Source organism: Blastomonas ursincola, from assembly GCF_013607875.1.
Classification (GTDB): domain Bacteria; phylum Pseudomonadota; class Alphaproteobacteria; order Sphingomonadales; family Sphingomonadaceae; genus Blastomonas; species Blastomonas ursincola.
The window spans coordinates 944,850-970,317 of the sequence record NZ_VDES01000001.1; the positions used below are offsets into that span (position 1 = coordinate 944,850).

The 25,468-nt window shown below is 64.2% G+C and carries 22 protein-coding genes; 11 read left to right on the plus strand and 11 right to left on the minus strand.

What is annotated here, in order from left to right; all coding sequences use genetic code 11:
- Positions 1–20: 20 nt before the first annotated feature.
- From FG486_RS04420 to FG486_RS04430, 3 genes are all read left to right on the plus strand, one after another.
- Positions 21–2,165, plus strand: a complete 2,145-nt coding sequence (locus FG486_RS04420) for an acylase (RefSeq protein ID WP_181266579.1) — start codon at positions 21–23, stop codon at positions 2,163–2,165.
- Between the two features lie 131 nt (positions 2,166–2,296).
- Positions 2,297–5,203: a M16 family metallopeptidase gene (locus FG486_RS04425; protein ID WP_181266580.1), complete on the plus strand. Its 2,907-nt coding sequence runs from the start codon at positions 2,297–2,299 to the stop codon at positions 5,201–5,203.
- Positions 5,204–5,242: 39 nt separating this feature from the next.
- Positions 5,243–5,542, plus strand: coding sequence for a hypothetical protein (locus FG486_RS04430; protein WP_023838966.1), 300 nt, complete (start codon positions 5,243–5,245; stop codon positions 5,540–5,542).
- 51 nt (positions 5,543–5,593) lie between these two features.
- Here FG486_RS04430 and FG486_RS04435 read toward each other — a convergent pair whose 3' ends face one another.
- The 4 genes from FG486_RS04435 to FG486_RS04450 form a co-directional block, all read right to left on the minus strand.
- On the minus strand, positions 5,594–5,983 hold the full coding sequence (locus FG486_RS04435) for a nuclear transport factor 2 family protein (RefSeq protein WP_181266581.1): 390 nt from the start codon (positions 5,981–5,983) through the stop codon (positions 5,594–5,596).
- Positions 5,984–6,183: 200 nt separating this feature from the next.
- Entirely contained in the window at positions 6,184–7,962 is a 1,779-nt protein-coding gene (locus FG486_RS04440; protein WP_181266582.1) for a DUF885 domain-containing protein, read from the minus strand.
- A gap of 211 nt (positions 7,963–8,173) precedes the next feature.
- A complete protein-coding gene (locus FG486_RS04445; RefSeq protein ID WP_181266583.1) occupies positions 8,174–8,626 on the minus strand; it encodes a MaoC family dehydratase in 453 nt (150 codons plus the stop codon).
- Positions 8,627–10,540: an acetyl/propionyl/methylcrotonyl-CoA carboxylase subunit alpha gene (locus tag FG486_RS04450; RefSeq protein WP_181266584.1), complete on the minus strand. Its 1,914-nt coding sequence runs from the start codon at positions 10,538–10,540 to the stop codon at positions 8,627–8,629.
- Positions 10,541–10,608: 68 nt separating this feature from the next.
- Here FG486_RS04450 and FG486_RS04455 point away from each other — a divergent pair, with 68 nt between their 5' ends.
- A complete protein-coding gene (locus tag FG486_RS04455) occupies positions 10,609–10,938 on the plus strand; it encodes a GIY-YIG nuclease family protein (protein ID WP_181266876.1) in 330 nt (109 codons plus the stop codon).
- A gap of 110 nt (positions 10,939–11,048) precedes the next feature.
- Here FG486_RS04455 and FG486_RS04460 read toward each other — a convergent pair whose 3' ends face one another.
- Both FG486_RS04460 and FG486_RS04465 read right to left on the minus strand, forming a co-directional pair.
- Positions 11,049–12,650, minus strand: a complete 1,602-nt coding sequence (locus tag FG486_RS04460) for a carboxyl transferase domain-containing protein (RefSeq protein ID WP_181266585.1) — start codon at positions 12,648–12,650, stop codon at positions 11,049–11,051.
- A 130-nt stretch (positions 12,651–12,780) separates the two neighbouring features.
- Complete coding sequence (locus FG486_RS04465; protein WP_181266877.1) at positions 12,781–13,929, minus strand: isovaleryl-CoA dehydrogenase; 1,149 nt, start codon at positions 13,927–13,929, stop codon at positions 12,781–12,783.
- Positions 13,930–14,037: 108 nt separating this feature from the next.
- Here FG486_RS04465 and FG486_RS04470 point away from each other — a divergent pair, with 108 nt between their 5' ends.
- A complete protein-coding gene (locus FG486_RS04470) occupies positions 14,038–14,910 on the plus strand; it encodes a LysR family transcriptional regulator (RefSeq protein ID WP_181266586.1) in 873 nt (290 codons plus the stop codon).
- A 107-nt stretch (positions 14,911–15,017) separates the two neighbouring features.
- On the opposite strand, the gene FG486_RS04475 is transcribed toward FG486_RS04470, so the two are convergent.
- From FG486_RS04475 to FG486_RS04495, 5 genes are all read right to left on the minus strand, one after another.
- Positions 15,018–15,779 carry a hypothetical protein gene (locus tag FG486_RS04475; RefSeq protein WP_181266587.1) on the minus strand — a complete coding sequence of 254 codons (762 nt, stop codon included), beginning with the start codon at positions 15,777–15,779 and terminating at the stop codon, positions 15,018–15,020.
- Positions 15,780–15,915: 136 nt separating this feature from the next.
- Positions 15,916–16,737: a transporter gene (locus FG486_RS04480; RefSeq protein ID WP_181266588.1), complete on the minus strand. Its 822-nt coding sequence runs from the start codon at positions 16,735–16,737 to the stop codon at positions 15,916–15,918.
- A gap of 144 nt (positions 16,738–16,881) precedes the next feature.
- Positions 16,882–17,067: a YegP family protein gene (locus tag FG486_RS04485; protein ID WP_023838955.1), complete on the minus strand. Its 186-nt coding sequence runs from the start codon at positions 17,065–17,067 to the stop codon at positions 16,882–16,884.
- 67 nt (positions 17,068–17,134) lie between these two features.
- Positions 17,135–18,247, minus strand: coding sequence for an NAD(P)/FAD-dependent oxidoreductase (locus FG486_RS04490; protein WP_181266589.1), 1,113 nt, complete (start codon positions 18,245–18,247; stop codon positions 17,135–17,137).
- Positions 18,247–19,230: an alpha/beta hydrolase gene (locus tag FG486_RS04495; protein ID WP_181266590.1), complete on the minus strand. Its 984-nt coding sequence runs from the start codon at positions 19,228–19,230 to the stop codon at positions 18,247–18,249. Before FG486_RS04495 ends, FG486_RS04490 begins: the two co-directional genes overlap by 1 nt.
- 21 nt (positions 19,231–19,251) lie before the next feature.
- Here FG486_RS04495 and FG486_RS04500 point away from each other — a divergent pair, with 21 nt between their 5' ends.
- Genes FG486_RS04500 through FG486_RS04525 form a run of 6 tightly spaced genes read left to right on the plus strand, consistent with a single transcriptional unit; the run spans position 19,252 to position 25,466 of the window.
- Complete coding sequence (locus FG486_RS04500) at positions 19,252–19,725, plus strand: A24 family peptidase (RefSeq protein ID WP_181266591.1); 474 nt, start codon at positions 19,252–19,254, stop codon at positions 19,723–19,725.
- A 41-nt stretch (positions 19,726–19,766) separates the two neighbouring features.
- Positions 19,767–20,798, plus strand: coding sequence for a Flp pilus assembly protein CpaB (gene cpaB, locus FG486_RS04505; RefSeq protein ID WP_181266592.1), 1,032 nt, complete (start codon positions 19,767–19,769; stop codon positions 20,796–20,798).
- Complete coding sequence (locus FG486_RS04510; RefSeq protein WP_181266593.1) at positions 20,795–22,471, plus strand: type II and III secretion system protein family protein; 1,677 nt, start codon at positions 20,795–20,797, stop codon at positions 22,469–22,471. Before cpaB ends, FG486_RS04510 begins: the two co-directional genes overlap by 4 nt.
- A gap of 29 nt (positions 22,472–22,500) precedes the next feature.
- A complete protein-coding gene (locus tag FG486_RS04515; protein ID WP_181266594.1) occupies positions 22,501–23,145 on the plus strand; it encodes a CpaD family pilus assembly protein in 645 nt (214 codons plus the stop codon).
- A complete protein-coding gene (locus FG486_RS04520) occupies positions 23,142–24,437 on the plus strand; it encodes a CpaE/TadZ family protein (RefSeq protein ID WP_066276872.1) in 1,296 nt (431 codons plus the stop codon). Before FG486_RS04515 ends, FG486_RS04520 begins: the two co-directional genes overlap by 4 nt.
- Positions 24,438–24,494: 57 nt before the next feature.
- Positions 24,495–25,466 carry a type II secretion system F family protein gene (locus FG486_RS04525; protein ID WP_181266595.1) on the plus strand — a complete coding sequence of 324 codons (972 nt, stop codon included), beginning with the start codon at positions 24,495–24,497 and terminating at the stop codon, positions 25,464–25,466.
- Positions 25,467–25,468: the final 2 nt, after the last annotated feature.

The following is a 25,468-nucleotide window of genomic DNA, read 5'->3' on the forward strand; positions in this document are numbered from 1 at the left end:
TGGTTGATAAGGTGCGCGCCATGCGTGTCTTCAAACGTCTGGCGCTCAGCCTTCTCGTCCTAGTCGTCGTAACCGCCATCGCCCTTGCGGTGTGGGAACCGCTGGTCGCCGAATCGGGCAAGGCCCCGGCGTCGCGCAAATATGACGTCGAGATCGTCCGCGACGATTTCGGCGTGCCGCATATCTTCGGCAAGACCGATGCCGATGTCGCCTATGGCGTCGCCTATGCGCATAGCGAGGACGATTTCTCGACCATCCAGGAAGTCGCCGCGATGACCCGCGCGCGCACCGGCGCGATGACCGGTCAGGACGGCGCCAAGGTCGATTTCGCCGCGCATCTGCTCGACATTCGCGGCACCGTCGATCGCAAGTACGATACGCTGCCCGCCGACATCCGCGCGCTGCTCGATGCCTATGCCGCGGGCCTCAACCATTATGCCGACAAGCACCCCGAAGAGGTGCGCCTGTCCGGCCTGTTCCCGCTCGAAGGTCGTGACATCGCCGCCGGCTTCGTGCTGCGCTCGCCCTTCTTCTTCGGGCTCGATTCGGTGCTCGGCGCGCTGGTCGAGGGCAAGGACCTGCCGATCGAGGGCGGGCCGAAGCTCTCCGGCAAGGAAGTCGCGCGCGTCACCCCGATCGGACCCGAGCCCGACATGAACGGATCGAACGCCTTTGCCGTCGCCCCGGCGCGGTCGACCGACAATGTCACGCGGCTGATCTCGAACTCGCACCAGCCCTGGCGCGGCGGCGTCGCCTGGTACGAGCTGGTGGTGCATTCGGAAGAGGGCTGGGACTTTGCCGGCGCGACCTTCCCCGGATCGCCCTATCCGTTTCTGGGCCATAATAAGTATCTGGGCTGGACCAACACGGTCAACCGGCCCGACCTGATCGACGTCTACAAGCTGGAGCTGAACGACGACAGGACGCAGTACCGGCTCGACGGCCAGTGGCGTGACCTCGAATCGCAGCGCGTCTGGCTGAAGGTGAAGATGGGGCCGTTCACGCTGCCCGTGCCGCAGACCGTCTATCGCTCGGTGCACGGCCCGGTGATCCTGAACGACAAGGGCGCGTTCGCGATCCGCTATGCCGGGATCGACGAGTTGAAGATGCTCGAGCAATATTTCCGCATCAACAAGGCGCGCGATTTTGCCGAATGGCAGAAGGCGATGGCGATCCAGGGCGTGCCCGCGACCAATTTCATATATGCCGATGCCAAGGGCAATATTGCCATGGCGTACAACGCGCTGTTCCCTGCGCGCAAGCCGGGGGCGAACTGGCGCGGCGTGCTGCCGGGCGACCGCAGCGACCTCATCTGGAAGACGCACCTGCCCTGGGACCGGGTGCCGTTGCTGGTCAATCCGGCCTCCGGGTACATCATGAACGCCAACAACACGCCGTTCGTCGCGGCAGGGCCGGGCGACGAGCTCGATCGCGCCAGCTTCTCGGCGCTGATGGGCATCGAGGACGACATGACCAACCGCGCACGCCAGGCGATCAAGCTGTTCGAGGCGGCGGGGCAGATCGATGCGGCGACGCTGGCGCGGATCAAATATGATGTCGGCTATGACAAGTCGGATTATGCCACCGGCTGGATCAACGCGCTGCTGGCGGTCAAGCCCGATGGCGACAAGCGCATTCCGCAAGCGCAGGCGCTGCTGCGCGCCTGGGACTGGCAGATGGACGGCAAGGGCAAGGGCGATGCCCTGGCGCTGATGCTGATGCGTCCGGCGATGCGACAGAGCTATCGCCGCCTGCCTTTGCCCGATCCGCGCGAGGAGCTGGTCGCGGCGATCGATCATCTCGAGAAATATTTCAGGACGCTCGACCCCAAGCTCGGCACTGTGCTGCGGCTGCGCCAGGGCAAGGTCGACCTGCCGATGGACGGCGGATCGGACACGCTGCGCGCGGCGACGCTCTGGGATGTCGACGAGGAGGACGGCCGCTTTGCCGTGCGCCACGGCGACAGCTTCATCCAGTTCGTCGAATGGGACAAGGACGGGAATGTCAGCTCGCGCTCGATCCAGCCCTTCGGCGCGGCGACAACCCGGCCCGACAGCCCGCATTATGCCGACCAGGCCAAGCTGTTCGTCGAACACCAGACGAAGCCCGTCTATTTCACCCGGCAAGCCCTGATGCCGCATGCCAAGCGGCGCTATCGCCCGTGATTGCGCTTGAAACCGGTTCGCCAAGGCTTATGGTTTCGATCAGCAACCCGAAGGCGGCACCGGCGCTCCTGCATCAGCCGGTGACACCCGACAGAACAGACAAACTTGCTCCCAAGAGAGGCTCCATATCCATGCTCAAGCCCATCCGCTCGCTGATCGCCGTATCCTCACTGGCGCTCGCCGTGGCGCTTTCCCCCGCCCAGGCGCAGCAGGCAGCCCCCGTCGCCGATCTCGTCAAGACGGTGAACATCCCCTATCAGCAGTTCACGCTCGCCAATGGCCTGACCGTCATCGTGCACGAGGACCGCAAGGCCCCGATCGTTGCGGTGTCGATCTGGTATGATGTCGGCTCCAAGCACGAGCCCAAGGGCAAGACCGGCTATGCGCATCTGTTCGAGCACATCATGTTCAACGGATCGGAAAACGCGCAGGGCGACTATTTCGAATATCTGAAGAAACTCGGCGCCACCGATTTCAACGGCACCACTTGGTTCGATCGCACCAATTATTTCCAGACCGTGCCCAAGGCCGGGCTGGAAGGTGCGCTGTTCCTGGAAAGCGACCGCATGGGCCATCTGCTCAACGGCATCACCCAGGAAAAGCTGACCAACCAGATCGGCGTGGTGCAGAACGAGAAGCGCCAGGGCGACAACCAGCCTTACGGCCTGGTCGAATACAAGCAGATCGAGATGCTCACGCCCCCTGAGCATCCCTATGGCCACTCGACCATCGGATCGATGGAGGACCTGCAGGCCGCCTCGCTCGACGACATGAAGAAGTGGTTCACCGACCATTACGGCCCGAACAACGCGATCCTGGTGCTTGCCGGCGACATCGACGTCTCCGAAGCCAAGCCGCTGGTGGAGAAATATTTCGGCGACATCGCCAAGGGCCCCGAAGTTGCCAAGCTGAACCCGCCGCTGCCGACGCTCGACAAGGAGAAGGTCGCGGAGATGAAGGACAAGGTGCCGACTGCGCGCCTCTATCGTTTCTGGACCGTGCCGGGCCTGAACGATCCCGATTATGCCGCGCTCGACGTTGCTGCGACCGTGCTCGGCGGTCTTGCCAGCTCGCGGCTCGACAACATCCTGGTGCGCGACGAGCAGACCGCGGTCGCCGTCACCGCATCGGCCCAGCCCTTCGTGCACGGCAGCGTGTTCGAGGTCTATGTCGATGTGAAGCCGGGCGCGGATGTCGATGCAGTGTCGAAGCGGCTCGACGCGATCATGGCCGATTTCATTGCCAAGGGCCCGACCGCCGACGAGGTGCAGCGCGTCGCGACGCGCGAAGCGGCGCAGCGGATCAATGGCCTTGAACAGGTCGGCGGCTTTACCGGCAAGGCGGTGACGCTGGCCGAGGGCGCGCTCTATTCGGACGATCCGGCCTTCTACAAGAAGCAGCTCGACATGCTGGCCGCGATGACTCCGGCCAAGGTGACTGCCGCGATGCAGAAATGGCTGACGCGCCCGGTCGCGAAGCTGCACGTGCTGCCCGGTGAGCGCGACGCCTATCAGGAGGTCGCGGGCGGCACGGGCCAGGTGACCGGCAGCGGCCCGGCGATGCGCACGGGCGTTCTCAATGCCCCAGCGTTCTATTCGAGCATGGCCGAAGACGCGATGGCGGCGGGCGCAGCGAGCAAGCAGCCGCTAGCCGCGGTCGATCGCTCGACCTTCCCCGAAGCCGGCGCGGTGCCCGATCTCGATTTCCCCGATGTCGAGGAAGCGACGCTGTCGAACGGCATCAAGGTGCGCTTCGCCAAGCGGACCGCCGTGCCCGTCGTGCGCGTCGCGGTGAGCTTCGATGCAGGCTATGCCAGCGATCCCAAGGACGCGCTGGGCACCAACAGCCTGATGATCGCGCTGCTGCAGGAAGGCACGCAGAAGCTCAATTCGGTGCAGCTAGCCGAAGCGCAGGAGCGGCTGGGCACCAATATAAGCGCCTCGTCCGATCTCGATCGCACCATCGTCTCGATGAGCGCGATGAAGGCGAACCTGGGCCCGTCGCTCGACCTGCTCGCCGATGTCATTCGCACACCTGCCTTCGACGCCAAGGAGCTTGAGCGTGTGCGCGTGCAGCAGCTCACCCGCATCCAGGCCGAATTCACCCAGCCCCAGGGCATCGCGCTGCGCAACCTGCCGCCGCTGCTCTACGGACCGGCGCACCCCTATGGCGTGCCGCTGACCGGCACCGGCGATCCGGCCGTGGTCGCCAAGCTGACCCGCGACCAGCTCGCCGCCTATCATTCGCAGTGGATGCGGCCCGAGCGCGCGTCGATCTTCGTGGTCGGCGATACCAGCCTCAAGGACATCATGCCGATGCTCGAGGCGCGCTTCGGCAAATGGCCGTCGAACCGCATGGCGCTGATGCAGAAGGATTTCAGCGCGGCGATCCCGGCGGGCCAGGGCCGCATTATCCTGATCGACCGTCCCAATTCGCCGCAGTCGCTGATCCTGGCGGGCCAGGTGCTGAAGGCCAAGGGTACCGACAACCTGCTGGCGCTGGAAACCGCGAACGACATCCTCGGCGGCGATTTCCTCTCGCGCATCAACATGGACCTGCGCGAGACCAAGGGCTGGTCCTATGGCACCCGCACGCTGATCCAGCGGCCCAAGAACGACGTGCCGTTCCTCGCGTTCGCACCTGTCCAGACTAACCAGACCGGCCCCTCGGTCGCGGCGATCATCCAGCAGATGAACGATTTCATCGGCTCGAAGGGCGTGACGCCGGAAGAGCTCGACCGCACGGTCAAGGGCAACAGCCTGGAGCTGGCGGGCACCTATGAGCGCTCGGCCGCGGTGCTGTCGCAGATGCAGTCGGACGCGCTCTATGGCCGCCCGACCAACTATGCCGAAAGCCTGGCCGCGCAGTATCGCAGCATGGACGCCGAGAAGCTCAACGGGGCGATGCGCACCGCGCTCAACCCCAAGACGCTGACCTGGGTGATCGTGGGCGATGCCGCCAAGGTCGAGCCGCAGCTCAAGGAACTGGGCATGCCCGTCGAGGTTCGCCGTGCGGCACCTGCCGCCGGAGACAAATAAGCCAACCTTCAACCCACCACACTAGAGAGGACGATTACCATGTCAGTTGCTGGACAATATGATTGCGTGACCAAGTCGCCGATGGGCGACCAGAAGTCGGTGCTGACCGTCAATGTCGATGGCGACAGCTGGACCGGATCGAATGCCGGCCAGATGGGCTCGCTCGACATCACCGACGGCAAGGTCGACGGCAACACGCTGACCTGGACGATGGACATGAAGGTGCCGATGCCGATGAAGCTCGAGGGCACCGCCACCGTCGACGGCGACACCATCACCGGCCAGATCAAGGCTGGTGCGTTCGGCACCATGGCGATGAGCGGCACCCGCAAGGCGTAAGCTTTCGCAAGGACCACGAAATCCTCCCCGTGCCTGGCGCGGGGAGGATTTTTATGGGCGGTGCGCTTCGACCGGGTCGTTCGGATCGGGCGTCTCGCTCGACGAGACATGGTTGAGCGCGATCACCCAGCGCGCCCCAACCTTGCGCATCAGCCGGGTGTTGATGCCATATTGCGGGCTCTCCGCCCGATCGAGATGATAGCGGCTGATCAGCTGCGCGGCGTCCGGGGCCAGCATCTCCACCTTGATGTCGTAGAAATGCAGCGTCCCGCGCTTTTCCGGCGATCCGCCATAATCGCGGACATAATGGTCGAGCGTCCCCTGCCAGTCGCGCTGGAACTGCCCGCGCGAGACGAACACCACGCCGGGATTGAGAAAGCCGCGCATATAGCCCTGGAAATCACCGCGATTCCATGCGGCTTCCATGTCGGCAATGACCATGCGGATCTCCGCTTCGGGCGGCGGCGCCTCAGCTTGCGCGGGCGCCACAGCAAGGCAGAGGGCCAGAATAGCAAACAGCCCAGATCGCCCTCCCCCGTCATTCCCGCGAACGCGGGAATCCCGCTTCTGCGCGAAGCTTTGAGCAGGAAGCGGGACCCCCGCCTTCGCGGGGGTGACGGGATAATGACGGATGAAGAGGCTCACTTCCCCGCCTTGGCGAGTTTCGCCTTTTCGGTGGCGATGAACTCCTCCATCTTGGCTTCCATCACCGGCAGCGGCACCGAGCCGAGCATCAGATAGGTGTCGTGGAACGGGCGCTGGTCGAAGGCCGCGCCCAGCTCGGCTTCCGCCTTGGCGCGCATCTTGCGCAGCGCCAGTTCGCCCAGCTTGTAGGCCAGCGCCTGGGCGGGCCAGGAGATATAGCGATCGACCTCGGTCTCGACATCGCGCGGCGCGAGCGCAGTATGGCTGGCGAGATAGTCGATGGCCTGCTGCCGGGTCCAGCCCTTGGTATGCACCCCGGTATCGATCACCAGCCGCGCCGCGCGCCACATCTCGAAGGTCTGCCGGCCGAACTCCTCATAGGGTGTTTCGTAGATGCCGATCTTCGATCCCAGCCATTCGGTGTACAGGCCCCAGCCCTCGCCATAGCCCGAGAAATAGGTCTGGCGGCGGAATTCGGGCCGGTTCGGCGCTTCGAGCGCTACCGCCGCCTGGAAGCTGTGCCCTGGATTGCACTCGTGCAGCGCCAGCGCGGGGATGTTGTACAAGGGCCGCTGCGGCAGGTCATAGGTGTTGAACAGGCAGGCATCGAGCCCGCCGCGCCCCGAAGTGTAGATCGGCGCGATCACATCGGGCACCGGCAGCACGGTGAAGCGGTAGCGCGGCAGGAAGTTGAAGGTTTCCTTCAGCTTGCCGTCCATCTTCTTGACCGTATAGGCCGCCGCGCCCAGCAGCTCGCGCGGGGTCCTGGCATAGAATTGGGGATCGGTGCGCAAGAACTGCAGGAATTCGGGGAACGTGCCCTTGAAACCGGTCTCGCGCATCGTCTTCTGCATGTCCGCGTCGATCCGCGCGACTTCCTTCAGCCCGATCTCGTGAATCTCCTCGGGCGTCAGGTCGAGCGTGGTGAAGACCTTGATCATGTCCTGATAGAAGGCCTTGCCATCGGGCAGCGCATAGGCAGCGATGGTGGTGCGCGCCTTGGGCATGTACTCGGTCCGCATGAAGCCGAGCAGCTTGGTGTACGCGGGCACCACCGCCGTCTCGATGGCCTTCAGCGCCTCGGCGCGCAGCGCGGCCTGCTCGGCGGGCGGGATGTTCTGCGGCATCACGCGGAAGGCATCGTAGAACGGGTTGGCCTCGCCCGGCACGGTATAGGCTTCGATCGTCGTGTCGCGCCCCTCGATGCCGACACGCGGCACGGTATAGCCCCGGGCCAGTCCTGCGCGCATGTTGACGATATTCTCGTCGAAGTAGCGCGGAACATCGCGCATCCGCCCGAGATAGCGCTTGTAGCCCGTCGCGTTGCCGAAGCCCTGGCGCGGGTTCAGCCCACCCCAGAAGAAGGTGTCGCTGTTGAACGGCGCTTCATAGGTCCTGTATTCCAATCCCTTGGCATTTTCCCAGACCGACTGGCGGAACACGGCAGCATTGACCTGCTCCTCGGGCGACAGCTGATCCATCGGGATCGCATCGAGCTGCTTCAGCACATCCTGCCAATAAGCCAGCCTGCGCGCCTGATCGGCGGCAGTCTCGCTGGTCAGCCGGTCGCCATCGACCCAGCGGCCATTTTCCTTGATCTGGGCCAGTTCCTTCTGCCGCCAGTCCCATTCGGCGTCGTAGAGCGCGCGCAGCTTCGCATCCATCGGGCCGGGCGCGGGCTTGGCGGCGGCAGGCGTCTGCGTGGCGTCCTGCGCCATCGCGGGGACGCTTGCAGTTCCGAGCAGCAAGGAAGCGAGAAGGACGGATGCGCGCATGGTGACCCCTTGGACTGCCGGACTGGACTGTCGGATTGGACTGGGCAGCATTAGACTTTGGGCCGTGCGGCAGGTCAAGCGATCAGCATAGGAAACGCGGCAGGTTCTTGATTTCCCAGCCCTTATTGTCACCCCCGCGCAGGCGGGGGTCCCGCTCGTGCGCAGCGGTCGATGAAAAAGCGGGATTCCCGCGTTCGCGGGAATGACGGGATCAGGCGTCCTTCTTCTTGATCAAAGCCGACCTCAGGCAACGGCACACCACCTCGTCGCGCTGGTTGATCAGCTCGTGCGTGAAGGTGACGATCCCGGCATTGGGCCGCGACTTCGATTCCTTGAGCTCGGTCACCTCACTGGTCGCGCGCATGGTATCGCCGATGAACACGGGCTTGGGCATGACAAGCTTGTCATAGCCCAGGTTCGCCACCAAGGTGCCGAGCGTCGTATCGCCCACCGACAGCCCGACCATCAGCGCGAAGGTGAAGGTGCCGTTGACGAGGATCTGCCCGAACTCGCTCGCCTTCGCTACTTCGATATCGAGATGCAGCGGCTGCGGATTGTGCGTCATCGTGCTGAACAGCAGATTGTCGGTCTCGGTCACCGTGCGCCGGATCTCATGCTCGATCCGGTCGCCGATCTGCCATTCGTCGAAATATTTGCCTGCCATTTACGCCTCCGCCGCCTCGATCCGCACCAGCAGCGCCTCGACCTGCACCTGTGCGCCCTCGCTGGCGTTGAGTTCCGCCACCACGCCATCGAACGGCGCGACGAGCGAATGCTCCATCTTCATCGCCTCGAGCGTCAGCAGCTTCTGCCCTTTGGTCACCGCCTGCCCCGCCGCCACATCCACCGCGATCACCTTGCCCGGCATGGGGGAGAGGATGGAGCCCGAGGAGGTAGCGCCGCCCGCACCCACGGTCGTGCGATCCGCCGCAAAGTGATGTAAAGTGCCATCATCATCCGAAACGAGGACAGCACCATCATCCAGGTAGCAAATGTTCCAGGCAGTATGGCCGGACGTACCTAGTGCGATAGTTTCTACAGTTCCATTAACCTTGACCCGCAGTTCCTTAACGGGTGAAGCATTCAACCGAAAGCCATCAAGATCACTCCGGATTTTGACATTCCGCATCGCCAAGCGGTCGAGGCCGGGATAAAGGAGACGCTTGAACAGCTCCCGCGCACCTATCTGCCGTGTCTTTCTGTCTGGTCCGTTATCCGCAATCAATGAATCGAGGTAGCGCTCGATGAATCCTGTATCGATATTGGCATCCACAAACTGCGAATGGCTTGATGCCCGAGAAAGAAATGTGCTGTTCGTCTTTACTGGCCAAACCAACACGAGACCGCAGGAGTTCGCCAGCATATCAGCTGCCTCTTCTCGATTATCGGCGTGCACCACAATCTTTGCGAGCATGGGATCGTAAAACGGGGAAACGACATCGCCAGCATCATAGCCTGTTTCAAGGCGCGCGTGATCTGGTGCCAGGTCAAACTTTTCAAGCCGCCCAATACTCGGCAAGAAGCCCTTCGCCGGGTCCTCCGCATACAACCGCGCTTCCATCGCCCAGCCGTTGATGCTGAGCTCTTCCTGCTGGAGCGGAATCGGCTCGCCGCTGGCCACGCGCAGCTGCCATTCGACCAGGTCGACCCCGGTAATCTCCTCGGTCACCGGATGCTCGACCTGCAACCGCGTGTTCATCTCCATGAACCAGATGCGGTCGGCGCGCAGGCCCTCGGAGCCATCGGCGATGAACTCGATCGTGCCGGCGCCCTGATAGTCCACCGCCTTGGCCGCGCGCACCGCCGCGCCGCACACCGCCTCGCGCGTTGCCGCGTCCATGCCCGGCGCGGGGGCTTCCTCGATCACCTTCTGGTGGCGGCGCTGCAGCGAGCAATCGCGCTCGAACAGATGGACGACATTGCCGTGAGAGTCGCCGAACACCTGTACCTCGATATGGCGCGGGCTTTCGATCCATTTCTCGAGCAGCACGACATCATTGCCGAAGCTCGCCGCCGCCTCGCGCTTGCACGAAAGGAGCGCGTCGGCGAAACCGGACGCGTCATCGACCTTGCGCATCCCCTTGCCGCCGCCGCCTGCGACCGCCTTGATCAGCACCGGATAGCCGATGCGCTCGGCCTCTGCCGCCAGCCGCTCCGGCGACTGGTCCTCGCCCAGATAGCCCGGCGTGGTGGGGACGCCCGCTGCATCCATCAGCTTCTTCGCCGCGTCCTTGAGGCCCATGGCGCGGATCGAATCCGGCTTCGGCCCGACCCAGATCAGCCCGGCATCGATCACGGCCTGAGCGAACTCGGCATTTTCCGACAGGAAACCGTAACCCGGATGGATCGCCTCCGCCCCGGTCTGCTTCGCCGCCGCGATGATCTTCTCGCCGACGAGATAGCTCTCGCGCGCGGGCGACGGCCCGATATGCACCGCCTCGTCCGCCTGGCGCACATGCAGCGCCCTGGCGTCGGCGTCCGAATAGACCGCGACGGTGCGAATGCCCATGGCGCGCGCGGTGCGGATGATCCGACAGGCGATTTCGCCCCGATTGGCGATAAGGAGGGATTTCAGCATGGGGCATGACCTCTTCCGTCACCCTGAACTTGTTTCAGGGTCCATGGTGCGGCATTTTTAAGGGCCTGATGGACCGGCAACCGTGCGTCTACATTCTGGCCAGCGACGCCTATGGCACGCTGTACATCGGTGTCACGTCGAACCTGGTCGGTCGGTTGCACCAGCACCGGACAGGCGAGCTCAAGGGCTTCACATCGCGTTACCATGTCCACCGTCTTGTCCGTTTCGAACTGTTCGACACCATGGAAGGCGCAATCGAGCGGGAGAAACAACTCAAGCGCTGGCATCGCCAGTGGAAGATCAACCTGATCGAGAGCGACAACCCGCATTGGGCAGACCTGGCGGTGGGATTTGGCTTTGATCCCCTTCCGCCGCGCGGCAGGCGCAATGGACCCTGAAACAAGTTCAGGGTGACGGGGGTATGCGCGTCCCCTCCACCACCCGCTGCGCGGGCGGTCCCCTTCCCCGAGCAAGCTCGGGGAGGATTTTGGGTATCGACCCACCCCCCTCACATCCGGAACACCCCGAACCGGGGGGCCTCCTCGACCGGGGCGTTGAGGCACGCGGCGAACGCGAGGCCCAGCACGTCCCTCGTCTGTGCGGGGTCGATGATGCCGTCGTCCCACAGCCGCGAGGTCGCGTAATAGGGATTGCCTTCGTCCTCGTATTTCTGGCGGATCGGGGCCTTGAACGCCTCGGCCTGGTCTGGCGTCCAGTTGTCGGCGTCGCGGTGGACGGTCGCGAGCACGGATGCGGCCTGCTCACCGCCCATCACGCTGATGCGCGCATTGGGCCAGGTGAACAGGAAGCGGGGCGAATAGGCGCGGCCGCACATGCCGTAATTGCCCGCGCCGAAGCTGCCGCCGATCAGCACGGTGACCTTGGGCACGCTCGCGGTCGCGACCGCGGTCACCAGCTTCGCGCCATGCTTGGCTATGCCTTCCGCCTCGTACTTGCCGCCGACCATGAAGCCGCTGATATTCTGCAGGAAAAGCAGCGGAATGCGCCGCTGGCAGGCGAGTTCGATGAAATGCGCGCCCTTGACCGCGCTCTCGCTGAACAGCACGCCGTTGTTCGCCAGGATCGCCACCGGCATGCCCCAGATATGCGCGAAACCGCAGACCAGCGAGCTGCCATAGAGCGCCTTGAACTCGTGGAACTCGCTGCCATCGACCAGCCGTGCGATCACCTCATGGACATCATAGGGCGCGCGGACATCCGAGGGGATGATGCCGTACAGCTCTTCCGCGTCGAATTTCGGCGGGCGCGGATCGCGAAGATCAATGTTCGGCTTCGGGATCGGCCCCAGATGCGAGACGATGTCGCGCACGATGGTCAGCGCGTGCTCGTCATTCTCGGCGACATGATCGACCACACCCGACTTGCGGCCGTGCAGGTCGCCGCCGCCCAGGTCCTCGGCGCTGATTTCCTCGCCCGTCGCGGCCTTGACCAGCGGGGGACCTGCGAGGAAGATCGTGCCCTGGTTCCGCACGATCACTGTCTCGTCCGACATCGCGGGGACGTACGCGCCGCCCGCGGTGCAGCTGCCCATCACGCAGGCGATCTGCGGAATGCCCTTGGCGGACATGTTCGCCTGGTTGAAGAAGATGCGGCCGAAATGCTCGCGATCGGGGAAGACCTCGGCCTGGTGCGGCAGGTTCGCGCCGCCGCTATCGACGAGATAGATGCAAGGCAGCCGGTTCGCCTCGGCAATCTCCTGCGCGCGCAGGTGCTTCTTCACCGTCATCGGATAATAGGTGCCGCCCTTCACCGTGGCGTCGTTGCACACGATCATGCATTGGCGGCCCGAGACGCGGCCGATCCCGGCGATCATGCCCGCGCCGGGGATTTCACCGTCATATTGATCGCAGGCGGCGAGCTGGCCGATCTCGAGAAAGGGCGAGCCCGGATCGAGCAGCCGCTCGACGCGATCGCGGGGCAGCAGCTTGCCGCGCGCCGTGTGCCGCTCGCGCGACTTGGCATTGCCGCCGAGCGCGGCCTCGGCGACTTTCGCCCAGAGCTCGTCGCGCAGCGCGCTGTTGTGCGCAAAGGTGGCGCGGTAGCTTTCCGAATTGGTGTCGATTTTCGTGTCCAGAACGGGCGCGGTCATCACAAACCTCCGTCATGCTGAACTTGTTTCAGCATCCATCGTGCCCGATGAGCCGAAGCCGCGTGGGGAGAAATGGACCCTGAAACAAGTTCAGGGTGACGGACAGAGCAGATGGCCGCGCAATATTGCATCACCGCGCTCCGATCAGTTCGCGCGCGATCAGGAAGCGGCGGATTTCGTTCGTGCCCGCGCCGATATCGTACAGCTTGGCATCGCGCAGGAAACGCTCGACCGGCCAGTCGGTTGTATAGCCCGCCCCGCCCAGCGCCTGGATCGCCTCGAGCGAGCATTTCACCGCATTCTCGCTGGCGAGCAAAATCGCACCCGCAGCATCGAAGCGCGTCGTCTTGCCCGCATCGCAGGCGCGCGCCACCGCATAGACATAGGCGCGCGCGCTGTTGAGCGCGACATACATGTCGGCGACCTTGGCCTGCACCATCTGGAACGCGCCGATGGGCTGGCCGAACTGCTTGCGCTCGCGCACGTAAGGAAGCACCACGTCGAGGCACGCCTGCATGATGCCAAGCGGACCTGCGGCCAGAACCGCGCGCTCGTAATCCAGCCCGCTCATCAGCACGCCGACGCCCCCGTTGAGCGGACCCATGACGTTCTCTTGGGGAACGAAGCAATCGTTGAACACCAGTTCCGCCGTAGGACTCCCGCGCATCCCCATCTTCTGGATCTTCTGGCCGATGCTGAAACCCGGCATGCCCTTTTCGATGATGAAGGCGGTGATCCCGCCCGATCCCTCTCCGGTTTTCGCGTAAACGATCAGCGTCTCGGCATAGGCCGAATTGGTGATCCAGAACTTGGTGCCGTTGAGCCGGTAGCCGCCCGCGACCGCATCGGCCTTGAGCTTCATCGACACGACGTCCGATCCTGCGCCGACTTCGGACATCGCCAGCGACCCGACATGCTCGCCCGAGATCAGCCCGGGCAGATATTTCGCCTTCTGCTCCGGATTGCCCCAGCGGCGCAGCTGGTTGACGCAGAGGTTCGAATGCGCACCGTAGGACAGGCCCAGCGAGGCGCTCGCGCGGCTCACCTCTTCCATCGCGATGACATGCTCGAGATAACCGAGGCCCAGGCCGCCATCGGCCTCGTCCACGGTGATGCCGTGCAGGCCGAGCTCGCCCATTTGCGGCCACAGATCGAGCGGGAACCAGTCCTCGGCATCGATCTTCGCGGCGATCGGCGCGATCCTGTCGGCGGCGAAACGCCGCGTGGTGTCGCGGATCATCTCGGCGGCTTCGCCCAGCGCGAAGTCGAAATCGGGCATCATGGACATGGCGGCATCCTCTCCTGGAGCTCTGATCGCACCGGTTCTAGCCGTACAAGTCAACCAATGAAAATTGATATTGAAAGGGGTTTATCCTAGACGCTGTCTATGATCGAACGCTATCTGCTGCGCTATTTCCTCGCCGTGGTCGAACATGGCAATTTCACCCGTGCGGCGGAAAGCTGCAACGTCACCCAACCGACGCTTTCGGTCGGCATCGCGCGGCTGGAGGAAAGCGTGGGCCAGCGGCTGTTCCACCGCTCCAACCGCCGGGTCGACCTCACCCCCACCGGCGCGCAATTTGCCGAGCATGCGCGGCGGATCGAGGCACAGTTCAACCTGGCCGAAGAGGCGATGAAGCAGCACCGGCCCGACGCGATCGTGCGGCTGGGCGTGCTCTCGACGCTGCCGACCGCGATCGTCGCGGCGATGGCCGAGGCACTGGCCGAGCTGGACGGCATCCGCACCGAGTTCGTCGAGGGCCGCGCGAGCGAGCTGATCGACCGATTGGACGCGGCGCGGATCGACCTGGCGGTGACGATGGAGCCGCAGGGCCGCCATCGCGAGCAGTTCGAGCCGGTGGCGAGCGAAGGCTATGCCCTCGCCCTGCCCGCCGCGCATCCGCTCGCCCAGCGGCAGAGCATCGCCGCGCAGGAACTCGCCGACAATGTGATGCTCGTCCGCCGCCATTGCGAGCTGCTCGCCGCGACCAGCCAGCACTTCACCGCCCGCGGCGTCCGCCCCTTCTTCGCCGCCCGCTCAAGAAGCGACGACCGCATCCTGGCGCTCGTCGCGGCTGGCGTGGGCGTGACCGTGATGCCCGACTGCTTCACCGCGCCGGGCGTTGCGCGCGTGCCGATGGAGGATTTCGCGCATGTGCGGACGCTGGGGCTGCTGGTGCGCAAGGAGGGCGCGGTGCCGGAGGCGTGCGTGGAGCGGGTGCGCGGGGTGTTGAGAGCGGGGATTGGGGGTTGGGGGTAATTGACGAATTTCGTTTCCGGTCCGATCACGTTACGCGGAATTAGCGTTGCAAGGAACACAGCTTTTCATGAATGGAATATCAGAGATTTTGCCCCTTTGCAGTGAATCTAACTACAGGTTTTGATATTATTTGAAAAATTTACAATAGAGCACCGGACAATAAAGTTAAGCAAAGACCTTCCTTCACCAATTTTTATCAGCCTCTCTGGCCGATCACCCGGCGCGTGGCGATAATAATTGGCAGTTCTCTTAAGATCTTTATATTTTTTGGCTGAATCTCCTAGTAGACCCCTAAGATTGTGCTCTCCACCTACCAGTCGCTCAGCAAGCTCGATTGTTTTGTACATTTCGTACCAGTCTGAAGCTTTACCGCGCTGCTTAAGCAGATCAGCAAGGAGGTCGTACTGTGCAGCTAGCCTATTCCATTGCTGGACGTCTGATTCCTGCTCCGGCGGTTGGGGGAGCGGTTGCCCATCAGGCCCTATCGTTACGCCAACCCCCAGCGCTTTGGAAACGATAGCGATTTCTCCCACGGCCTCTGCAAAAACATTCACATGCCTATTTCCACGCTCATCCACTCTAACCACGCCACCGGTTTTTAGCGGCTCAGTTTCGTGAGCCAGTGTAAGGGCACCGTTAAGACGATCGATCAGCGCTTTTGCCCGTTCGTGAACTTCTGACGCCCCGTTTGCGTCACTAAGTTCTGCACTCATGAGGAGATATGTACCGTCCGGTTCACGCAATATGAAGGGATCAAATGGAGGTTTCAGAGTGTAATGCCACTCTTCCAAGTCGGAATGATCACCAGTTAAGCGCACATACCAACCGGGCGCGATGTCGGAATTTAGATTAGTGCCCTCGATCGTCATAGGTTTAATATAGCCGTCGACTGCAGTTTACCGCAAGGCAGCCTCTAGCTCAGAATATGCCAGCACAAGTTTGACCGCAAGCAGGTCATGGAAGTTTCGCGAGACTCAAGGGGCAACATATTTAGTACGGCTCCCCTCAAAACCGCGCCGACACTCCCGCATAGACCTGCACATCGGGCGTCGCCTGGTTGAGCCCGAAATTCACTCCGCCGTCGAGTTGCAGGTTATCGCCGAGCAGATGCGCAATCGCGAGGTCGGCGGAATATTGGCGGACGGTGCCCGAGGGATCCCAGTTCTGCGAGGTCCACACTTCGGCGGCGACGCTCGTGCGTTCGGACAGCTGATAGCCCAGGTTGAGCACGGTCTGCAGCTCCAGATGGCGCTCGTCGGGGTCCGCTGCACCCGCGAGCAGGCTGAGCTGCGGGTTCACGGTCAGCGACCAGCGATCGCTCAGCGCATATTGGATCGGCACGCTGACGCCCGCCTCCCATTCGCCATTGCCGATACCGGTCTTCGCGGTCGGCGCCTTGACATACGGGATGAGGGCGAGCTCGAACCGCGCATCCTTGGGCGTGATCCGCTGCTTGTAGCGCAGGAAGATGTCGCCGAAGCCGGTCTGGCTGGCGGTGCGCCCGGCAAAGCGGTTGCGGACCTCGACCAGCGGGGTCAGGGTGAGCTGCACGTCGCTGCTGTCGCTCACGCCCAGCTTGATCGTGGGGCTGGCATAGGCGAACACGTCGCTGCGCGCGCCGCCGGCATTGAGCCGCGACCAGTTGATCGCCTCGGCCTCGATCTGCACCATGCCCTTGGGCACGCTGCACGCGTTGTTCGCCTTGGTCGGCCGGTCGGTGCAGATCGGATCGTCGCCGATCGCCGATTGCGCCATCGCGCCGCTGGTGCACGCCATGCCCATCAGCAGTACCATCAGGCCCGCCCGCGTGGCTGCCAATCCCGTCATCTTCCAACTCCCCCTTCAACACAGCGATCGCTGCCCGCAAGGACAGTCGCCATAGCCGGGGCCTAGACCAGCCGGGATTATCCGAAAGTAAACACAGGCCGATAAATCCTGCGCGATGTCCGCGAAGGACCTATCGCCCGCGTATCAGCCCTCGGTCGTGGTATCGACGATCGGCGCCTCGGGGCCGTTCTTCTTCATCGATTCGATCGCGTTCTTGGCCGATGCCTTGCTGGCATAGCCTTCGGTCGAGAACATCACTTCGGAATTGTACTTGAACCGCACGCGGAATTCGCCGGCCTTGTCCTTGTAGATCTCGAAATGGTGCGCCATCGACTCGACTCCCTCTTGAATGGATGGGGCCGAGGATATAAAATCGCGTGCGCCGCGGCCAGCACAGTCAGCCGAAACGGGCGGGATTATACATTTGTCCAGCCACGCCGCTGAGCATCGCATCGGGGGTGAGGCCGAGCAGCACCGTGGCGGCGAGCCGCGCGGCGGCGGGCGCGGTCTGGATGCCGAACCCGCCCTGCCCTGCAAACCAGAAAAACGCCGGATTGTCGGCCGCATAGCCGATCACGGGCAGCCGGTCGGGCGCGAAGCTGCGCTGCCCCGCCCAGCGATGCTCGACCGCCTCGATCGTCCAGTCGACCACCTGGGTGAAGCGATCGATCGCGATCGCCATGTCCATCTCGTCGGGCGCGGTATCGCCGGGATCCTCGGGCGTCTCGTCATGCGGGCTGAGCCACAGCTTCCCCGCTTCGGGCTTGAAATAATAGTCGCCCCGGACCCCCAAGGTCAGCGGCAGGTGCGCGACCGGCGCGGGGCGGGTGCGCAGCTGCACGACGGTGCGGCGATAGGGCTGCACGCCGAGCGGCCGCACGCCGCAGCGGGTCGCCACCGGATCGGCCCAGGCCCCTGCCGCATTGGCGAGCCGGGTCGCGGTGACCGCCTGCCCGCCCAGCACCAGATGCCATTGCCCGCCGCGATACTCGGCATGCTCAAGCGGTGCCTTGAGCGCGATCTGCGCCCCGCCGCGCCGCGCGACCGAGAGGAACGCCTGGTGCAGGCCGCCGACATCGATATCCTGGCAATCTGGCTCGTACACGGCGGCCACGATGTCCTCGGCCAGACCCGGCAGCAGCGCCGCGATCCGGTCACGCCCCCAGCGCTCCATCCGCACGCCGGTGCCCGCAAACTCGGCCTCGAAGGCGTCGAGCAGCGGCTCCTCGCCCGCCCGCGCCAGCGTCAGCGCGCCGCGCGGGGCGAGGAAGCTGCGGTCGCCATAGCCTCCCGGCGGCGAATGCAGCCATGGGCCCGAAGCGGTGGTCAGCGGCTGGACCTTGGGTCCGCCATAGCTTTCCGCCCAGAAGGCCGCCGACCGCCCGGTCGAATGATAGCCGGGCCGCTCCTCGGCCTCTGCGACCAGCACGCGCGCATGCGGCGCGACCTCGGCGGCAAGGCTCGCCCCGGCAATCCCGGCGCCGATGATGACGACGTCGTAATCGGCCATCAGGCGGCGGCCCCGGCCTTTTCGCTGTGCGCGGCAGGGGCCTTGCGCGCGAGGAAATCGTCGATGGTCGCGAGAATGCGGTCGCGGATCGGATCGACCTCGCGCAGCACCTCGTGCCGCGCCTCGCGCCCGAAGGCGAGCAGTTCGGCCCCGGGGATGCGCGCAGCCGCCGCAATCGTCGCCTTGTTGTCGACCAACTGGTCGGCGCTGGTACCGATCAGCAGCATGGGCACCTTCACCTTTTCCCAGGCGCCGGGCGCATTGAGCCGGATGATCGACTCATAGGCGCGCTCGACCCAGTGCCAGCTCGCCGGGCCCATCACCAGCTCGGGCCGCTCGGCCCACCACCACAGTTCGTCCTGATAGCGCGCATCATCGTGAGTCAGCAGCGTCTGGCGGATCGCGAGCGGCGATGCGGGCTTTTCGCTGACCTTCCAGGCCGGGCGCTCGGGCTTGCCAAGGCCGCGCATCAGCTTCGTCACCATATGCCCGACCGAGAGCGGCAGGCCGAGACCCTTGAGGCCCAGCATCGGCGCACTGAGCACCGCCGCATCCGGGGTAATCCGCTTTTCCTGGATCGCACGTGCGATCAGATGTCCGCCCATCGAGTGGCCAACCACGACATAGGGGCCGGGGCGCGAGACCACCCAGTCCGCCCAGAAGCCGGCAATATCGTCGATCCACTGGCTGAAGTCATTGATATGGCCGACATATTGATGATCGCTCATCCGGCCGCTGCCGCCCTGCCCGCGCCAGTCCGCGGCGGTGACGTTCCAGCCCTGCGCCTGCCAGTGCGCGAGGGTCTCGAGATATTTTTCGTAAATGTCGCCGCGCCCCGGCATGAACAGGATCGACCCGCGCACCGGGCCATCGGCCATCCAGTCGATGCGACGCAGCGGCCAGCCATCGGCAGCGTTCCAGCGGCTTTCCACCGCGCCCGCCGGGATCGCGCGCCGGTCAATGGTTACTTTTTGGTAAGTCATGCCCGCTATACGCCAGACCCCATGGAAAACGGTCCTCTCGTCTACGGTCTGCTGGCAGGCTTGGCAATCGCGCTGTTGCACGCGGCGTATACCGACATCCTGCGGCGCGAGATAGAGGACTGGCTGAACGCAGGGATTGCGCTCGCCGCGCCGGTTTTCTGGTGGGCCTGCGGGCTGTCGTTTTGGCCCGACATGGCGCTGCAACTGGCGCTGGGCGCGGGGGTGTTCGTGTTCTTCGCGCTGATGTTCGCGATCGGCGCCATGGGCGGCGGCGACGTAAAGCTGCTCGGCGCCATCGCCTTGTGGTTTCCCTGGGTCGAAATGGCGCGGATCACGATCATCATGTCGCTGATCGGTGCGGCGCTCACATTGATCGTTCTGGCGGACCACAAATGGAAGCGAAAGCCGGGTCAGCCGGAGGTTCCCTATGGCGTTGCCATAGCCGTTGCGGCGCTTTGGCCCGTTGGCGAACGGTTTTTTAACCATTTTGCCTGAAAATATGAACATTCTGAAGGGTTTTGGGGGCAGCAAACGCCATGGATAGACGCAAAGTAATCCTGCTTGTGGGCGCGCTGGTGATCGCGCTCTGCACAGCCTTTCTGGCCAGAAGCCTGTTCACCGGATCGGCCGCGCCTTCCGTTACGGCGGCGCCGCAACAGGCGGTTCCCACGGGTCCGCGCGTGCTGGTCGCCAAGCGTTCGCTGCCGGTCGGCACGATCATCACCCCCGATAGCGTGGCCTTTCAGCCCTGGCCAAGCGAACTGGTGAGCAACGCCTATTTCCTCGAAGCCGATTCCAAGATCGATTCGCTGCTGGGCACCGTGGTGCGCAACGCCGTGACCGCAGGGCAGCCGGTGACCCAGGGTTCGCTGGTCAAGCCGGGCGATCGCGGCTTCCTCGCCGCAGCGCTCGGCCCCGGCATGCGCGCGGTCACCGTCCCCGTTTCCGCCCGCACGGGCGTTGCCGGCTTCGTCTTTCCGGGCGACCGGGTCGATCTGGTGCTGACCCAGTCGATCAGCGGCGACAGCGGCCCCGCACTCAACGCCTCTGAAACCATCATCCGCAACCTGCGCGTGCTCGCCACCGACCAGCGCGTGTCGGCAGAAGACGCCGAGGGCAAGCGCGAGGTCATCGCCTTCACCACCGTGACCGTGGAGGCCACGCCCAAGCTGGCCGAGAAGATCGCGGTCGCGCAGACGATCGGCACGCTCAGCCTGTCGCTGCGTTCGATCGCCGATAACGAGGCCGAACTCGAACGCTCGATGGCCGCAGGCGACATCAACCTGCCCGCCGGTGCCGATCGCAAGACCGAGGACAAGCTGCTCAAGGCTTTGGCCACGCGTCCGGTCGATACCGACGTCACCTTTGTCACCGGCGGCGATGTATCGCGCTTCCAGCGTCGGTCGGTCCCCGTCTCGGGTTCTGCCAACCGCCAGAACGGACCCAGCGCACCCAGTGCAGGCCCCATGCAGGTCGCAGAACCCGCTGCACCGCCTGTCCCGCGTGGCCCCGTCGTACGCGTAGCTCGCGGCAATACAGTGACCGAAGTTCCGGTCGGAGGGAAATGACCATGCGTTTTTCCAAGTTCATCAAGGGCGCCCTGTTGGGTAGCGCCGTCGCTGCCACCGCATCGCTGACCGGACTGGTTCCGGCCATCGGGGGTGCTGCCCTGGCGCAGTCCGCCGTGCAGCGTCCCACCGAAACGCTGGTGCTCTCCATCGGTCGCGGCCAGCTCATCCAGCTGCCCGGCACCATGGCCGATCTGTTCGTGGCCGATAACACCGTCGCCGATGTGCAGGTCAAGTCGGCGCGGCAGCTTTATGTCTTCGGCAAGGCCGGCGGCGAGACCACGCTTTACGCCAGCAACGCGGCGGGCCAGGTGGTCTATTCGGCCACCGTGCGCGTCGGGTCGAACATCGATTCGGTCGACCAGATGCTGATGCTGGCCATGCCCGACGCCAAGGTGCGCGTCAGCACGCTCAACGGCGTGGTGCTGCTCACTGGAACGGTGGGTGCGCCCGAGGACAGCGCCGAGGCCGCGCGCCTTGTCCAAGCCTTTGTCGGCGACAACGTGAAGGTCATAAGCCGCCTCTCCACCGCCACCCCGATGCAGGTCAACCTGCAGGTGCGCATTGCCGAAGTCAGCCGATCGCTGGTCAAGGAAATCGGCGCGAACCTGCTGACGCGCGACCTGACCGGAGGCTTCCAGTTCGGCGTCAGCCGCGCATCGCGCAATTTTGCGGCGATCGGCAACACGATTGACGTCAGCACATTGCCGCGCATCGATGCCTCGGCCCAGTTTGGCCTGCCAGCGGGCTCGCTCAGCCTGCCGTTCAACCCGTCGACCGGCCAGTTCGTCACCGGGGGGACCACCACCACCTTCAACAACGTGCTCGACGGCAAGACCGCTATTCAGGCTGCAGGACGTCTGTTCGGCGTCGATATCGCCAGCGCGTTCGACCTTGCCGAGCAGGTCGGGCTCGTGACCACGCTGTCGCAGCCCAACCTGACCGCGCTGTCGGGCGAAACCGCTGACTTCCTGGCGGGCGGCGAATTTCCGATCCCGATCAACCAGGGCCTCGGCACCACGACGATCGAATACAAGAATTTCGGTGTCAGCCTGGCCTATACGCCAACGGTACTGGCCAATGGCCGGATCTCGATCCGCGTGCGGCCCGAAGTGTCCGAACTGTCGTCCGCCGGATCGGTGACGCTGAACGGTTTCCAGGTGCCCGCGCTGACGGTTCGCCGCGCCGAAACCACGGTGGAACTGGGATCGGGGGAAAGCTTCATGATCGCCGGCCTGCTCAGCAACAACTCGCAGAATCTGGTCGACAAGGCCCCGGGTCTCGGCGACGTGCCCGTGTTGGGCAATCTGTTCAAATCGTCCAATTTCCGCAAGGGCGAGACAGAACTGGTGATCGTCGTGACGCCGTATCTGGTGAAGCCGGTCAACGCCAACGACATCAAGCTGCCCACCGACGGCTATCGCTCTCCCGACGATCTGCAGCGCCTGATCAACCATCAGAATGCGGATGGCCTCTCTGGCGCCGAGCGTCCCAAGCCGAGCGTTGCACCGACAGAAGGCACGGGCGGGCCGGATTTCGGCGCGCTGCCCGATCAGCCGCGCGCACTGCCCCAATCTGCGTCCAAGCCGCAGCGCGAGGCCAGACAGGGCAAGGCGAAACAGGGTGACAAGTCTGCCGGTCTCGCTGCGGCCCCCGGTTTTTCGTTCGATTGAGGCCAGAACCCGCTTTGAGGAGATTAGCAATGCGCGCTTATCATGCAGCTATCACAGCAGCGGCCATCCTGACCTTGTCGGGTTGCGGCAACATGGCCAGCAACCGCGGCCTGGATAGCGTCCACCAGGCCGTCGTATCGCGGAGCAACTACACGCTCGACCTGAATGCGGCGGGTGGATCGCTGCCGGCGCAGGAACAGCGCCGACTGGCCGAATGGTTCCAGGCAATGGACCTGGGCTATGGCGACCGCGTTTCGATCGACGATCCGGCCGGCCGCAATGTCGTGGTCAAGTCCGCGATCGAGGCCGCAGCTTCGCGCCATGGCTTGCTGGTCAACGACGTGGCACCGGTCACCACCGGCGAGATCGCGCCCGGTGCGGTTCGGGTCGTGGTGACGCGCAGCACTGCCGAGGTGCCGGGCTGTCCCGACTGGAAGACCAAGCTCGAGATGAACTATCGCAACGCGACCAGCAGCAATTTCGGTTGTGCCTTCAACGCGAATGTCGCGGCGATGGTCGCGAACAAGGAAGATCTGGTGCGGGGCGAGCCGGGAGCTCTGACCACCTCGACCCAGCGTTCGGACACCGCCATCAAGCAATATCGCGAGACCCCGCCCACCGGCGCTCAGGGCCTGAAGCAGGGCGCGACCCAGCAGGGAGGATCGCAGCAGTGAACGCACCCTGGAAACCGGGCATGACGGCCAATCGCGACCAGTTCGCGGCCTTTGTCTGCGACGAGGCGACGCTCGACATCGTGCGCGCGATGGCGATCAACATGGGCTGGCCGCCGGAAAAGTGCAGCAAGGGCGGCCTGCGCAATGCAGTCCAGTCGCTGTCGATCACCGCAAGCCCCAACATCCTGCTGGTCGATCTTTCGGAATCGGGCGATCCGCTCAATGACATCAACGCGCTGGCCGAGGTCTGCGAGCCCGGCACCGTGGTGATCGCCATGGGCCAGGTCAACGACGTGCGGCTGTATCGCGACCTGATCGCGAGCGGCCTGCACGACTATCTGCTCAAGCCCGTGGGGCCGGATCAGATCCGCGATACCATCCTGCAGGCGCAGGCGATGCTGAACGCACCCAAGGCGGGCGAAGCGGCGATCGAGCGCGCGCATGTCGGCATCATGGTCATCGGCACGCGCGGCGGCGTCGGCGCATCGACCGTGGCCACGTCGCTCGCATGGCAGCTCAGCAAGAATGCCGGTCGCATGACCGCGCTGCTCGACCTCGACCTGCATTTCGGCACCGGCGCGCTAACCATGGACCTGGAGCCGGGTCGCGGTCTTACCGATGCTATCGACAATCCCAGCCGCATCGACGGCCTGTTCATCGAACGTGCGATGATCAAGGCTAACGACAAGCTGTCGATCCTGTCGGCCGAAGCGCCGATCAGCTCACCACTGATCACGGACGGCACCGCCTTCTTCCAGTTGCAGGAAGAGTTCCGCCACGCGTTCGAGAACACCGTTGTCGACCTTCCCCGCCAGATGCTGATCGACTATCCGCATCTCGTCGCCGAGACCAACATGGCGGTGCTCGTGACCGAACTGACGCTCGCCTCGGCGCGCGACGCGATCCGGCTGCTTGCCTGGCTCAAGTCGAACGCACCCGCTGCGCGGGTGATAGTGGTGGCGAACAAGGTGCAACCGGCCGCGCTGGAGATCAGCCGGGCCGATTTCGAGACCACCATCGAGCGCAAGATCGATTTCCTCATCCCCGCCGATCCCAAGACCGCCGCCCAGGCTGCGAAGCTCGGTCAGCCTTTCTGCGAGGCGGGCAAGTCGACCAAGGCTGGCGCGGTGATGAAGGCGCTGACCGACCGCTGCCTCGGCCTGGCCGAGGAAGAGGCCGCAGCGGAAAAAGACACCGGCGGCGCCAAGAAGTCGCTGCTCGGCAAGTTTGGTGATTTCAAGTCGCTGCTTCCGGCCAAGCCGGGCAAGGCTGCAAAGGCCGCCAAGAAGTAACCGGTACCGCCGCGCCATGTTGGCCAGCGGCGGCCCGAAATCGCGGGTGAAGAGCGCATGGAAATGGTGCAGACATTGCTGTTGGCGGCGGGCATTGCGAGCGTCTTCGGTCTGCTCGTCATGGCGTTTTCCGGGCCGTCGGAGCGCAAGGAGCTGCAGCGCCGCATCCTGACGGTGCGCGAGCGCTACAGCGAAAATGCCAGCGCGAAGGTCGAGGCGCAGATGCGCAAGGCCATCGCCAACCGCAAACCGCGCTTCAACCAGACCGGCGAAGAGCTTACTAAGGTGCAGATGCTCGCGCGTCGCCTGGCGATGACCGGCAAGAACTGGTCCGTGGTCCAGTTCGGGCAGGTCGTGGCCGGCCTGGGCCTGCTTGTCGCGATGGCGGTCTATTTCCGCACAGGGCAGCTGATGATGAGCCTGTTCATCGGCTCGGCGCTGGGCTTCGGATTGCCGCACATGGTGGTCGGCCATTTCATCAAGCGGCGCCTCAACCAGTTTACCGCACGCTTTCCCGACGCGATCGACCTGCTAGTGCGCGGCCTGCGCTCGGGCCTACCGGTGACCGAGACGCTCACCGTGGTGGCCAAGGAAATTCCCGGCCCGGTGGGCGAGGAATTCAAGCTGGTGACCGAGCGGATCAAGATCGGCCGATCGATGGAAGACGCGTTGCAGGAAAGCGCCAACCGGCTGCAGACGCCTGAATTCAACTTCTTCTGCATCACCCTCGCGATCCAGCGCGAGACCGGCGGCAACCTTGCCGAAACGCTCTCGAACCTCGGCGCCGTACTTCGCTCGCGCGCGCAGATGAAGCTCAAGATCCGGGCGCTGTCCTCGGAATCCAAGGCATCGGCCTATATCGTGGGTTCGCTGCCCTTCCTGGTGTTCATGATGATCTGGTGGGTGAACCCCGAATATCTGGCCGGCTTCTTCGTCGAGGAACGGCTGATGATCGCCGGCATCGGCGGCCTGGTGTGGATGGGCATCGGCGTGTTCATCATGGCCAAGATGGTCAGCTTCGAAATCTGATC